The sequence below is a fragment of the Enterobacter cloacae complex sp. IR5412 genome (genome assembly GCF_049237385.1).
Lineage (GTDB): Bacteria > Pseudomonadota > Gammaproteobacteria > Enterobacterales > Enterobacteriaceae > Enterobacter > Enterobacter intestinihominis.
In genome coordinates, this window is the sequence record NZ_JBMKHQ010000001.1 from 520,685 (window position 1) to 534,337 (window position 13,653).

Here is a 13,653-nt window from a genome sequence, read left to right on the forward strand (position 1 = left end):
CGCCCATGAATGCCGAAAAATCCCCGGTGGCTCACAACGTTGACCACGAAGAGATTGCCAAATTTGAAGCGGTGGCGTCCCGCTGGTGGGATCTCGAAGGTGAGTTCAAACCTCTGCATCGTATTAACCCGCTACGTCTGGGCTATATCGCGGAGCGTTCCGGCGGTCTGTTCGGTAAGAAAGTGCTCGACGTCGGCTGCGGCGGCGGCATCCTGGCGGAAAGCATGGCGCGCGAAGGGGCCACCGTCACCGGTCTGGACATGGGCTTCGAACCTCTACAGGTTGCGCGTCTTCATGCGCTGGAGTCCGGCGTACAGGTAGAATATGTCCAGGAAACCGTGGAAGAGCACGCGGCTAAACATGCGCACCAGTATGACGTGGTGACCTGCATGGAGATGCTGGAGCACGTTCCCGATCCGCAGTCGGTCGTCAACGCCTGTGCAAAACTGGTGAAACCGGGTGGACAGGTCTTCTTCTCGACCATCAACCGCAACGGCAAAGCCTGGCTGATGGCCGTGGTAGGCGCGGAATATGTGCTGCGCATGGTGCCGAAAGGGACGCACGACGTGAAGAAGTTCATCAAGCCTGCCGAACTGCTGGGCTGGGTTGACCAGACATGGCTTAAGGAACAGCACATGACGGGTCTGCACTACAATCCTCTGACGGATAAATTCAAACTTGCCCCGGGCGTGGATGTTAACTATATGTTGCACACAACCGCCAAAAACGACTAACGTCATTCGTTATTCTTATAAAGATTGCGCGACATCATGTTGCGCAATTCTGACCTCCCGTTGAAGAAATCAGCACTCGATCAAATTTTGAATTTTTTTTCTGGAATATTGACATCTCTTCCAGGCCTTACGGTACGAGGACTTAGCCTTTTTTACCCTTTCACAACCTCAATTTAACGTCAAAATCAACCCTTGTGCTGAAAAGATTCGATACTAGAATACTCACCATATAGCGTTCTTCTTATCGCAAAACCCCTATATGTAGTATTTATCCACAGAGTTAGTCACAAGACGGTTCTGTGGATAAGCGGGGGATATTTTTTTATTTCACGGACAGGTAAAAACCCACATGAATCAGAGTCTGCTGGTGACAAAGCGCGACGGTACTACCGAGCGTATCAATCTGGACAAAATCCATCGAGTTCTCGACTGGGCAGCAGAAGGACTGAACAACGTATCTATATCCCAGGTCGAACTGCGTTCTCACATTCAGTTCTACGACGGCATCAAAACGTCTGATATCCACGAAACCATTATCAAAGCAGCGGCAGATCTGATCTCCCGCGACGCACCGGATTATCAGTACCTCGCTGCGCGTCTGGCGATTTTCCACCTGCGTAAGAAAGCCTACGGCCAGTTCGAGCCGCCGAAGCTTTACGATCACGTAGTGAAAATGGTTGAGCTGGGCAAATACGACACGCATCTGCTGGAAGACTATACGGAAGAAGAGTTCGAGCAGATGAACGGGTTTATCGATCACTGGCGCGACATGAACTTCTCCTACGCGGCGGTGAAGCAGCTCGAAGGCAAATACCTGGTTCAGAACCGTGTGACGGGCGAAATCTACGAGAGCGCCCAGTTCCTCTATATTCTGGTGGCCGCCTGCCTGTTCTCTAATTATCCACGTGAAACCCGTCTGGACTACGTGAAGCGTTTCTACGATGCGGTCTCTACGTTCAAGATTTCTCTGCCTACGCCAATCATGTCTGGCGTGCGTACCCCTACCCGTCAGTTCAGCTCCTGCGTACTGATCGAGTGTGGTGACAGCCTGGATTCCATCAACGCGACCTCCAGCGCCATCGTAAAATACGTCTCCCAGCGTGCTGGTATCGGCATCAACGCTGGTCGTATCCGTGCGCTTGGCAGCCCGATCCGCGGCGGTGAAGCGTTCCACACCGGCTGTATCCCGTTCTACAAGCACTTCCAGACGGCAGTAAAATCCTGCTCTCAGGGCGGCGTGCGCGGTGGCGCTGCGACCCTGTTCTACCCAATGTGGCACCTGGAAGTGGAAAGCCTGCTGGTTCTGAAGAACAACCGCGGCGTGGAAGGCAACCGCGTGCGTCACATGGACTACGGCGTGCAGATCAACAAGCTGATGTACACCCGCCTGCTGAAAGGTGAAGATATCACCCTGTTCAGCCCATCCGACGTCCCGGGTCTGTACGACGCGTTCTTCGCCGATCAGGACGAATTCGAGCGTCTGTACACCAAATACGAAAAAGACGACAGCATCCGCAAGCAGCGCGTGAAGGCGGTCGATCTGTTCTCCCTGATGATGCAGGAACGTGCCTCTACCGGCCGTATCTACATCCAGAACGTTGACCACTGCAACACCCACAGCCCGTTCGATCCGGTGGTTGCGCCAGTGCGCCAGTCCAACCTGTGCCTGGAGATCGCCCTGCCGACCAAACCGCTGGACGATGTGAACGATGAAAACGGTGAAATCGCCCTGTGTACGCTCTCTGCGTTCAACCTGGGTGCGATTAAGAGCCTGGACGAGCTGGAAGAGCTGGCCGTGCTGGCGGTTCGTGCGCTCGACGCCCTGCTGGACTACCAGGATTACCCAATCCCGGCGGCAAAACGCGGCGCAATGGGCCGTCGCACTTTAGGTATCGGCGTGATCAACTTCGCCTACTGGCTGGCGAAAAACGGCAAGCGTTACTCCGACGGCAGCGCCAACAATCTGACGCACCAGACGTTCGAAGCCATTCAGTACTACCTGATGAAAGCCTCCAACGAGCTGGCGAAAGAACAAGGCGCGTGCCCGTGGTTCAATGAAACCACCTACGCGAAAGGCATTCTGCCGATCGACACCTACAAAAAAGACCTGGATGCGATCGTCAGCGAGCCGCTGCACCTCGACTGGGAAGGCCTGCGCGAGTCCATTAAAACTCACGGCCTGCGTAACTCCACGCTCTCTGCCCTGATGCCGTCCGAGACCTCTTCGCAAATCTCCAACGCCACCAACGGTATTGAGCCACCGCGCGGCCATGTCAGCATCAAAGCGTCGAAAGACGGCGTGCTGCGTCAGGTGGTACCGGATTACGAAACGCTGGGCAACAACTACGAGCTGCTGTGGGAAATGCCAAACAACGATGGCTACCTGCAACTGGTGGGTATCATGCAGAAGTTTATCGACCAGTCGATCTCTGCCAATACCAACTACGACCCGACGCGCTTCCCGTCAGGCAAGGTTCCGATGCAGCAACTGCTGAAAGACCTGCTCACCGCCTACAAATTTGGCGTGAAGACCCTGTACTATCACAACACCCGTGATGGTGCGGAAGACGCCCAGGACGACCTGGCGCCGTCAATTCAGGACGATGGCTGCGAAAGCGGCGCATGTAAGATCTAATAAATTCCCTCACCCTAACCCCCTCCCACAGGGAGAGGGAACTCTTTCCCCCTCTCCCTGTGGGAGAGGGCCGGGGTGAGGGGAAATAACACCACAGGACTCACCGCAATGGCATATACCACCTTTTCACAGACGAAAAACGACCAGCTCAAAGAGCCGATGTTCTTCGGCCAGCCGGTCAACGTGGCACGCTACGATCAGCAAAAATATGACATCTTCGAAAAGCTGATTGAAAAGCAACTCTCTTTCTTCTGGCGTCCGGAAGAAGTTGACGTTTCCCGCGACCGTATCGATTTCCAGGCGCTGCCGGAACACGAAAAGCACATCTTCCTCAGCAACCTGAAATACCAGACGCTGCTGGACTCCATTCAGGGTCGTAGTCCGAACGTGGCGCTGCTGCCGCTGATCTCGATTCCTGAGCTGGAAACCTGGGTTGAGACATGGGCGTTCTCCGAGACGATCCACTCCCGCTCTTACACCCACATCATCCGCAACATCGTGAACGATCCGGCGGTGGTGTTTGATGATATCGTCACCAACGAACAGATCCAGAAGCGCGCCGAAGGCATTGCGCACTACTATGACGAACTGATCGAGATGACCAGCTACTGGCATCTGCTGGGCGAAGGTACGCACAACGTGAACGGTAAAACCGTCACCGTAAACCTGCGGATCCTGAAAAAACAGCTCTATCTGTGCCTGATGAGCGTCAACGCCCTGGAAGCAATCCGCTTCTACGTGAGCTTCGCCTGCTCCTTCGCGTTTGCCGAGCGCAAACTGATGGAAGGCAACGCCAAAATTATCCGTCTGATTGCCCGTGACGAAGCCCTGCACCTGACCGGGACTCAGCATATGCTGAACCTGCTGCGCAGCGGTGCAGACGATCCGGAGATGGCGGAAATTGCGGAAGAGTGCAAACAGGAATGCTACGACCTGTTCGTGCTGGCGGCCCAGCAGGAGAAAGAGTGGGCAGACTACCTGTTCCGCGACGGCTCCATGATTGGCCTGAACAAAGACATTCTGTGCCAGTACGTTGAGTACATCACCAACATCCGCATGCAGGCCGTCGGTCTCGACCTGCCGTTCCAGACGCGCTCTAACCCAATCCCGTGGATCAACACCTGGCTGGTGTCCGATAACGTGCAGGTCGCGCCGCAGGAAGTGGAAGTGAGTTCTTACCTGGTCGGTCAGATTGATTCTGAAGTCAACACCGACGACCTGAGCGATTTCCAGCTCTGATGAGCCGCGTAACGCTGAGCCTTTCGGGTACAGAGGTGTTGTGCCAGGAAGAGCACCCTTCTCTGCTGGTGGCGCTTGAAGCGCATCAGGTAGAAGTCGAGTACCAGTGTCGTGAAGGCTACTGCGGCTCCTGCCGCTGCCGTCTGGTCGCAGGCCAGGTAGACTGGCTGACCGAACCGCTGGCCTTTATCAGTGAAGGGGAAATTTTGCCCTGCTGCTGCCGGGCAAAAGGCGATATAGAGATCGAGATGTGATGTTGTCCTTATCCCCTCTCCCGGTGGGAGAGGGTTCCCCACAAATTAATGCGAGCACTGAGCAATCCCCTCGCCCCTCCGGGGAGAGGGTTAGGGTGAGGGCATCAGGCCGCAGAGCCTGATTGTCGGGTGGCGGCTTCGCCTTACCCGACCTACAAAACCTACTTCCGGTGAATGAATTCGACCGCTTTATCCGGGAAATCCGTAAACAATCCGTCCACATCCGCCTGGTTATACAGCACGTCGTAAAGCTGATTCACGTCCGTCGCATACTCCGGCAGCTGGTCTGCACGCACGGTATACGGATGCACCTGCATCTTGCTCGCATGCGCCTCTTTCACCATCGCCGTCAGCTTCACGTGGCCCGGCGTTGAGCCTTCCGCCACCAGCATGTGGTAATCCGGCCCGATGCCGTCGGCGTACTGCGCAATCTGCTTCATCGCGCCCGGCTTAAACATCCAGTCGTAGCTGTAGTTCACCCACTTCCCGTCCGGCTGTTTTTCCTGAGTTTCATTCCAGTCGGTATAGGCAATCAGCTGCACCAGATTGAGATCCATCCCCATCTTCGGCTCCAGCTCAGTTTTGATGCGCTTCAGTTCCGCGGCATCGAAACATTGCAGGAAAACCTTATCCTTCTTGCTGGTGTAGCCGTACTTTTTCAGTACCTCCAGCGTCTTCGCGGCAATGTCTTTTCCTTCCTGATGGTGGAACCACGGCGCTTTGATTTCCGGGTAGATACCGATATTTTTGCCCGTCGAGTGGTTCAGCCCCTGAACAAACTCGATCTCCTCTTCGAAGGTGTGAATACGGAAGTCAGACTTGCCCATCGGGAAACGCCCCGGATAGACCTGCACCTTCTTACCGTTCTCAATCTCGAAGCCCTCGGTAAACTTCAGCGAGCGGATCTCCGCCAGCGTGAAGTCGATGGCGTAGTAGCGACCATCTTTACGGGCGCGATCCGGGAAACGCTCCGCCACGTCCGTCACGCGGTCAAGATAGTGGTCATGCAGAACGACCAGCTGGTCGTCCTTGGTCATCACCAGATCCTGCTCCAGATAATCCGCGCCCTGGGCATAGGCCATCGCTTTTGCCGGCAGCGTATGCTCCGGCAGATAACCGCTGGCGCCACGGTGGGCGATCACGATTTTATCCGCCGCCAGCGCGGAGCCTGTCATCAGGCCCGCCAGCAGCAGGCCTGTCGCTAACTGAGTTAATTTCATCGCAATGCTCCTTATTGACGACGCGCCAGCACTTCGGCGTGATGACGTTTTTCACCAATCATCACAACAACCAGCAGCAGAACAGCCAGCACGCTGCCGCCAATCATCACCATAAAGCCGCCATCCCAGCCGAAGAAGTCGACGGTGTAACCGACGATGGCGCTTGCCGCCACTGAACCGCCGAGGTAGCCAAACAGACCGGTAAAGCCTGCCGCCGTGCCAGCCGCTTTCTTCGGCGCCAGCTCCAGCGCGTGCAGGCCGATCAGCATAACCGGACCATAAATCAGGAAGCCGATTACGATCATACAGGCCATATCCACACCCGGATTACCCGGCGGGTTAAGCCAGTAAACGACCGTCGCGATGGTCACCAGCGTCATAAAGAACACGCCCGTCGCCCCACGGTTGCCCTTAAACACTTTGTCCGACATCCAGCCGCAGATCAGCGTGCCGGGAATGCCCGCGTATTCATACAGGAAATAGGCCCAGGAGGATTTATCCAGCGCAAAGTGCTTCACCTCTTTCAGGTAAGTCGGGGACCAGTCGAGGATGCCGTAGCGCAGCAGGTAGACAAACACGTTCGCCACCGCGATGTACCACAGCAGCTTGTTTGGCAGCACATACTTCATGAAGATCTGTTTCGCGGTCAGCTCTTCTTCGTGCTTCTCGCTGTAATCATCCGGGTAGTCGTTTTTGTACTCTTCAATCGGCGGCAGGCCGCAGGACTGCGGCGTGTCGCGCATCAGGGCGAAGGCGATAATCGCCACCAGAATGGCGCCAAAGGCAGGCATATAGAGCGCCGCGTGCCAGTCGTTGAACCAGGCCATCCCCAGCAGGAACAGCAGCGGCGGAAGCCCGCCCCCGACGTTATGCGCGCAGTTCCAGACCGATACAATCCCACCGCGCTCTTTCTGTGACCACCAGTGCACCATGGTACGTCCGCATGGCGGCCACCCCATCCCCTGGAACCAGCCGCAGAGGAACAGCAGTACGAACATGACGGCAATGCTGGAGGTCGCCCATGGCACAAAGCCCATGAACAGCATCACCGCTGCCGCGAGGATCAGACCGGCGGGCAGGAACACGCGCGGATTCGAGCGATCCGACACCGACCCCATAATGAACTTCGAAAAACCGTACGCGATGGAGATCCCCGACAGCGCAAAGCCCAGATCGCCGCGGGAGAAGCCTTGTTCCACCAGGTACGGCATGGCGAGCGCAAAGTTTTTACGTACCAGATAGTACGCCGCATACCCGAAGAAGATCCCGAGGAAGATTTGCCAACGCAGACGGCGGTAGAGAGGATCAATCTCTGCCTCTGGCAGTCGCGCCCGGTGTGGCGCAGGTTTAAAGATACTGAGCATAACAGCCTCCGTGGCCTTTCAAAAAATGACCGGGCATCTCGCGCCCGGCTACAGAGGCGGCGATGTTAAGAAATCACGGTGAATGTTACTGTGAATCAACGCACAGATTGTTACAGAAATATGACAGAATGCGCAAAAAAGCGCATGAAATCACGTTTCACTTTCGAATTTCGCGCGTTTATGTTCGAAATCAAACAAACCACACGATCAATGTGGCTAAATGCTAAAAAACGAACATAGAGGAAAGGCAATGACAATTCACGATCCACGCTTCAGCGATGTGATTATCATTGGCGGTGGCGCGACGGGTGCCGGCATCGCACGCGACTGCGCCCTGCGGGGATTGAGCGTCACGCTTCTGGAACGCCACGACATCGCCACCGGCGCAACGGGGCGTAACCACGGTCTGTTGCACAGCGGCGCCCGCTATGCAGTCACTGACGCTGAGTCCGCGCGCGAGTGTATTGCTGAAAACCAGATCCTCAGGCGCATCGCCCGCCACTGCGTTGAACCGACCAACGGCCTTTTTATCACCCTTCCCGAAGATGATTTCGGCTTTCAGCAAACCTTTATCACCGCCTGCACGGCGGCAGGCATTCAGGCCGAGGCGCTCGATCCTGCACAGGCGCGCCGTCTTGAACCCTCGGTAAACCCGGCGTTACTGGGCGCGGTAAAAGTGCCTGACGGAACCATTGATCCTTTCCGCCTGACCGCCGCCAATATGCTCGACGCGCGGGAACACGGTGCACAGATCCTGACCGGGCATCACGTCACCGGGCTTATTCGTGAAGGTAATACCGTACGCGGGGTGCGCGTGTGTGATACGCAGTACAATGAACACCGCGAGCTGTATGCCACCGTCGTGGTCAACGCGGCGGGGATCTGGGGCCAGCGCATCGCGGAATACGCCGATTTATCCGTCCGCATGTTCCCGGCCAAAGGCTCGCTGCTGATCCTCGACCATCGCATCAATAACCATGTCATCAACCGCTGCCGTAAACCGTCTGACGCCGACATCCTCGTGCCGGGGGACACCATTTCGTTGATCGGCACGACCTCAATGCATGTGGACTACAGCGAAATCGATTACAACCGCGTTACCGCCGAAGAGGTGGATATTCTGCTGCGCGAAGGGGAAAAGCTGGCCCCGGTGATGGCGCAGACGCGTATTCTGCGTGCCTACGCGGGCGTGCGTCCCCTCGTCGCCAGCGACAACGATCCGAGCGGGCGTAACGTCAGCCGCGGCATCGTGCTGCTCGATCACGCCGAACGCGACGGCATGGACGGGTTTATCACCATTACCGGCGGCAAGCTGATGACCTACCGGCTGATGGCGCAGTGCGCCACCGATGCCGTCTGCCGTAAGCTCGGCAACACCGCGCCGTGCGTGACGGCGGAACAGGCTCTGCCCGGCTCGCAGCAATCGACAGAAAAAACGCTGCACAAAATCATTTCACTTCCTGCCCCGCTTCGCGGTTCGGCGATTTACCGCCACGGCGACCGCACCCCGACCTGGCTTGGTGAAGGGCGACTCAGCCGCAGCCTGGTGTGCGAATGCGAAGCCGTGACCGCAGGCGAGGTGCAATATGCCGTGGAAAACCTGACGGTGAACAACCTGCTTGATTTACGCCGCCGCACGCGAGTCGGGATGGGCACCTGTCAGGGGGAGCTGTGCGCCTGCCGTGCCGCCGGGCTGCTGCAACGTTTTCATGCCACCTCCTCAACCCAGTCGCTCGCCCAGCTCAGCGATTTTTTAAATGAGCGCTGGAAAGGCATTCAGCCCGTCGCCTGGGGCGATGCCCTGCGCGAAAGTGAGTTTACCCGCTGGGTCTATCAGGGACTTTGCGGTCTGGAGAAGGAGCACAACCATGAAATTTGATACCGTGATTGTGGGTGGAGGGCTGGCGGGCCTGCTGTGCGGTCTCAAACTGACGCAGCGGGGTCTGCGCTGCGCCATTGTCACTCGCGGTCAAAGTGCCCTGCACTTCTCTTCCGGCTCGCTGGATTTACTGGGCGCGCTATCGTTCGCCGATCTGCCGCCTGAACATCCCTACCGCCTGACGGGCGCAGAGAATATGGCCCGCTTTGCCTGCGAAACCGAACACCTGCTGACCGCCTGCGGCGCACGCATGCAGGGTGACGCCGAGCAAAATCATCAGCGCGTCACGCCGCTCGGCACTCTACGCGCCGCCTGGCTTAGCCCGGAAGAGGTGCCTGTCGCCCCCATCGCTGCCGGGCACGTGCGGGTGGTGGGGATCAGCGGTTTCCTTGATTTCCAGCCGCATCTTGCCGCCGCGTCTCTCAGACAGCAGGGCATTCAGGTGGATACGGCGGAGATTGATCTCCCCGAGCTCGACGTGCTGCGCGAAAACCCCAGCGAGTTTCGTGCGGTGAACATTGCCCGCCTGCTGGATAATGAACGCTACTGGCCGCAGCTGTACGCGGCGCTTCAACCGCTCGGCGAGACCTGCGACGCCCTGTTTATGCCCGCCTGTTTTGGCTTAACGGACAACCGGCTCTGGCGCTGGCTCTCGGCGCGCCTGCCCTGTACGCTCGGTTTACTGCCGACGCTCCCCCCTTCCGTGCCCGGCATTCGTCTGCATACCCAGCTTCAACGTCAGTTTGTCGCCCAGGGTGGCGTCTGGATGGCAGGCGACGAGGTGAAAAAAATCACCCTGGCAGAGGGCGCGGTAAGCGAAATCTGGACCCGCAACCACGGCGACATCCCGCTTCGTGCACACTATACGGTGCTGGCAAGCGGCAGCTTCTTCAGTAACGGTCTGCTGAGCAGCCGGGATGGCGTGCGTGAGGCAATTCTCGGGCTGGATGTCCGGCAAAGCGCTTCCCGCGCGGACTGGTATCAAAGCGATTTCTTCACCCCGCAGCCCTGGCAGCAGTTCGGCGTGATCGTCGATACCCAGCTGCGCCCGCAGCTGGGCGGGGAACCGGTTGAAAATCTTTACGCCATCGGCTCGGTTCTGGGCGGGTACGATCCCGTGGCACAGGGCTGCGGTGGCGGCGTCTGCGCCGTCACCGCGCTGCATGTCGCGGAGCAGATTATCCAGCGCAGGGAGGGAGCACAATGAACGACACCCGATTTGAAAGCTGTATCAAATGCACGGTCTGCACCACGGTTTGCCCGGTCAGCGGCGTCGATCCGCGCTATCCCGGCCCGAAACAGGCCGGCCCCGACGGGGAGCGTCTGCGCCTGAAGGACGGCGCGCTCTACGACGAGGCGCTGAAATACTGCATAAACTGCAAACGCTGCGAAGTTGCCTGCCCGTCGGACGTGAAAATAGGCGATATCATCCAGCGCGCCCGCGCCCGCTACAGTACGCAAAAACCGACGCTGCGCGACGCGATACTGAGCCACACCGATCTGATGGGCAGCCTCTCGACGCCTTTCGCGCCGGTCGTCAATGCCGCCACCGCCCTGAAGCCGGTGCGCAGGCTGCTGGATGCGACGCTCAAAATCGACCATCACCGCAGTCTGCCGAAATATTCTCACGGCACCTTCCGCCGCTGGTATAAATCCGTGGCGGCAGAACAGGCGCAGTTTGCTGAGCAAGTTGCCTTCTTCCACGGCTGCTACGTGAACTACAACCATCCGCAGCTGGGGAAAGACCTGCTGAAAGTGCTGAACGCCATGGGGACGGGCGTTCAGCTGCTGAGCAAAGAGAAGTGCTGCGGCGTTCCGCTGATTGCCAACGGTTTTACCGACAAAACGCGCAGGCAGGCGAAAAGCAACGTCACCTCTTTACGTGAGGCGATCGTCGACAAAGGGATACCGGTACTGGCGACGTCGTCAACCTGTACCTTCACGCTGCGCGATGAATATCCGCATCTGCTGGATGTGGATAACACCGGCTTGCGCGAGCACATTGAGCTGGCGACCCGTTTTCTCTGGCGCAAACTTGACAGTGGGCAGACGTTACCGCTGGGCAAATTGCCGTTGAAGGTGGTGTATCACACGCCATGTCATATGGAGAAGATGGGCTGGTCGATCTATACGCTGGATCTGCTGCGGCTGATCCCGGGGCTGGAGCTGACGGTGCTGGACTCACGCTGCTGCGGCATCGCTGGCACCTACGGATTCAAGCGTGAAAACTACCCAACGTCACAGGCCATTGGCGCGCCGCTGTTCCGGCAGATTGAAGAGAGCGGCGCAGATATCGTGGTGACGGACTGCGAAACCTGCAAGTGGCAGATCGAGATGTCCACCAGCAAACGCTGTGAACATCCCATTACCTTGCTGGCAAACGCACTGGCGTAACCGTTGCCGGGGACACTCCCCCGGCACATTCTCACTCTACAAACAGCGATTCCACGACGTTGATCCAGCCGTGCTCGCTGGCGACCTCTTTCCCGTTCAGCCAGCGGCGCAGCATGTTCAGCGCCATCATCGCGCACACCTCCTGACGCACGGCCAGGCTGTGGCGGGTAATACTCATCTTCACCCGCAGGGCGTGGGTCCCTTCCGGCGTTGCCAGGGCAAAGTTGAGGTGCTCCTCATCCAGCCCGCCCACAAACAGCGCCAGTCCGGCGAAATGCTTCACTCTGCGCTCGGATGCCCAGCGCGCCGTCTGCGCCAGCGTCTCCTGCTGGAACGGCACCACTTCACTGGCCAGCAGCGGCGCACCCGCCCGGGTAAGCTGAAGCGCCAGAAGCCCACCGGTAAACTGCTCGCTTAACGTCACGCTCAGCTGGCGGGACTGCAAATGCGCTGCGATCTGCGCCGGCAGCCCTTCCGTTCCTTCGAAAATCAGGCTTTCCCCGGCGACGCGCTGCACTTCCGGCCACAGTGCCAGCATAGCGGCTTTCTCTGACGCCGGTCCGGTCAGCTTCAGTTCAATAATCGGCATGGAGGAGCGATAGCCCATCGACACGCCGGGAGGCAGTTGCAGGTGATCGAGGCTCTGAGCCAGATCGCTTTCCGAGCGGCCAAAGGTGGTCAGACGCAGGCACAGCGGCGGTTCAGGCAGCGTGAAGCGCGCGCGCAGGCGCGGCAGGATCTGCTGCTCGACCATCACTTTAAATTCCGACGGCACGCCCGGAGTGAAGAACATCAGGCAGCGGTTCAACTGAACGGCAAACCCGCAGGCGGTGCCGACCGGGTTATCAATCAGTTCCGCGCTGGCGGGAATTTCAGCCTGCTTGCGGTTGCTGGGGGCCATCACGCGGCCACGCTCGGAGAAAAATCGCTCCATCTGTGCCAGCCACGCCTCGTGCAGGACCAGGCCTTCACCTCTGGCCGTGGCGGCGGCCAGCGCGCTGAGATCGTCGCTGGTGGGCCCAAGCCCGCCGTTCACAATCAGCACGTCGCAGCGTTCGCTGCGCTCGCGCAGAACGTTGACCAGCGACTCAAGATTGTCACCCACGGTGTTGCGGCGCGTTAACGGTAATCCTTGCTCAAAGAAGAGATCGGCGAGCCAGGCGGCATTGGTATCAATGATTTGCCCATGCAGCACTTCGTCGCCAGTGGATAACATTTCCACGTTTATCATTGTGTTCTCCCATTTCAATGGTCAAAACACTATAGCGCAATCGAAGACCGGGGGAAGAGAGAAACTGGCGCGACTGAACGCCGCGCCGAAAGGATTAGAAACCTGCGCTCACACCGATGTAGGGACCATCTGCCAGCGCGTTGTCGCGGTGGCCGTCTTTACCCGCCAGGTTCAGATAACGATAACCCGCTTCGATGGTGACAGGACGGATGATGGTCCAGCGTCCACCCACGTTGGCTTCCTCATAGCTATCGATACCGCTGGAGAGGGAATCCGGAGAGTAGTAGTACTCACCGAACAGGCCAAAGCTGTCGCCGATTTTCCACTGCAAACCGCCGCCCACTGCCGCCGCATAACCTTCGTCACCGTCGTTCGGGTTGGTGTAAATCCCTTTACCGCCGACTGTCGCCAGGAAAGGACCCAAAGGTACGTTGAAGCCCAGCCCCAGGCTTGCCGCATCCCCATCGTCGTCGTTATGCGTCCAGCCGCCGGTCATCGCCAGGCCTGCGCTATCCGTGCCAAGACCAAAGCCCAGGTGGGTATAATCTTCGCCCGCCGAGCCGTTGAAGGAAATAGCGTTGGCTGCTGCCGATACAAACATCAGGCCTAAGCCCATTAATGCCACTTTTTTCATTGTCGTGATCCCGCACAATATATTCAGAGATGTCCAAAAACCGCGAGATTTTAACCTGACTGTCTGTGG

The 13,653-nt window shown here is 58.0% G+C and carries 11 protein-coding genes; 7 read left to right on the forward strand and 4 right to left on the reverse strand.

Annotation, left to right across the window (positions count from 1 at the left end; genetic code table 11):
* Window positions 1-5 precede the first annotated feature (5 nt).
* The 4 genes from ubiG (at window position 6) to yfaE (ending at window position 4,862) form a co-directional block, all read left to right on the forward strand.
* Window positions 6-734, forward strand: a complete 729-nt coding sequence (ubiG, locus tag ACOTX2_RS02480) for a bifunctional 2-polyprenyl-6-hydroxyphenol methylase/3-demethylubiquinol 3-O-methyltransferase UbiG (RefSeq protein WP_045620901.1) — start codon at window positions 6-8, stop codon at window positions 732-734.
* A gap of 349 nt (window positions 735-1,083) precedes the next feature.
* Window positions 1,084-3,369: a class 1a ribonucleoside-diphosphate reductase subunit alpha gene (gene nrdA / locus ACOTX2_RS02485; RefSeq protein ID WP_023300610.1), complete on the forward strand. Its 2,286-nt coding sequence runs from the start codon at window positions 1,084-1,086 to the stop codon at window positions 3,367-3,369.
* A 108-nt stretch (window positions 3,370-3,477) separates the two neighbouring features.
* The gene (gene nrdB, locus ACOTX2_RS02490) at window positions 3,478-4,608 is read left to right on the forward strand and encodes a class Ia ribonucleoside-diphosphate reductase subunit beta (protein WP_023306627.1); all 1,131 of its coding nucleotides are present in this window, start codon (window positions 3,478-3,480) and stop codon (window positions 4,606-4,608) included.
* On the forward strand, window positions 4,608-4,862 hold the full coding sequence (gene yfaE / locus ACOTX2_RS02495; protein ID WP_003859419.1) for a class I ribonucleotide reductase maintenance protein YfaE: 255 nt from the start codon (window positions 4,608-4,610) through the stop codon (window positions 4,860-4,862). Before nrdB ends, yfaE begins: the two co-directional genes overlap by 1 nt.
* 161 nt (window positions 4,863-5,023) lie before the next feature.
* Here yfaE and glpQ read toward each other — a convergent pair whose 3' ends face one another.
* Together glpQ and glpT are read right to left on the reverse strand one after the other, a co-directional pair.
* Window positions 5,024-6,082, reverse strand: coding sequence for a glycerophosphodiester phosphodiesterase (gene glpQ / locus ACOTX2_RS02500; RefSeq protein ID WP_063147698.1), 1,059 nt, complete (start codon window positions 6,080-6,082; stop codon window positions 5,024-5,026).
* Window positions 6,083-6,093: 11 nt separating this feature from the next.
* Entirely contained in the window at window positions 6,094-7,446 is a 1,353-nt protein-coding gene (gene glpT, locus ACOTX2_RS02505) for a glycerol-3-phosphate transporter (protein ID WP_063147697.1), read from the reverse strand.
* A 250-nt stretch (window positions 7,447-7,696) separates the two neighbouring features.
* Here glpT and glpA point away from each other — a divergent pair, with 250 nt between their 5' ends.
* Genes glpA through glpC form a run of 3 tightly spaced genes read left to right on the forward strand, consistent with a single transcriptional unit; the run spans window position 7,697 to window position 11,719 of the window.
* Window positions 7,697-9,325, forward strand: coding sequence for an anaerobic glycerol-3-phosphate dehydrogenase subunit A (gene glpA, locus ACOTX2_RS02510; RefSeq protein ID WP_063147696.1), 1,629 nt, complete (start codon window positions 7,697-7,699; stop codon window positions 9,323-9,325).
* Complete coding sequence (gene glpB / locus ACOTX2_RS02515; protein WP_063147695.1) at window positions 9,315-10,532, forward strand: glycerol-3-phosphate dehydrogenase subunit GlpB; 1,218 nt, start codon at window positions 9,315-9,317, stop codon at window positions 10,530-10,532. The genes glpA and glpB overlap by 11 nt, the downstream gene beginning before the upstream one ends.
* Window positions 10,529-11,719, forward strand: coding sequence for an anaerobic glycerol-3-phosphate dehydrogenase subunit GlpC (gene glpC, locus ACOTX2_RS02520; protein ID WP_063147694.1), 1,191 nt, complete (start codon window positions 10,529-10,531; stop codon window positions 11,717-11,719). The genes glpB and glpC overlap by 4 nt, the downstream gene beginning before the upstream one ends.
* Before the next feature lie 31 nt (window positions 11,720-11,750).
* Here the strand turns inward: glpC and ACOTX2_RS02525 are convergent, their stop codons facing one another.
* Together ACOTX2_RS02525 and ACOTX2_RS02530 are read right to left on the reverse strand one after the other, a co-directional pair.
* On the reverse strand, window positions 11,751-12,950 hold the full coding sequence (locus ACOTX2_RS02525; RefSeq protein WP_023300615.1) for a nicotinamide mononucleotide deamidase-related protein YfaY: 1,200 nt from the start codon (window positions 12,948-12,950) through the stop codon (window positions 11,751-11,753).
* Window positions 12,951-13,044: 94 nt separating this feature from the next.
* Window positions 13,045-13,584, reverse strand: a complete 540-nt coding sequence (locus ACOTX2_RS02530; protein WP_022648809.1) for a YfaZ family outer membrane protein — start codon at window positions 13,582-13,584, stop codon at window positions 13,045-13,047.
* Window positions 13,585-13,653: the final 69 nt, after the last annotated feature.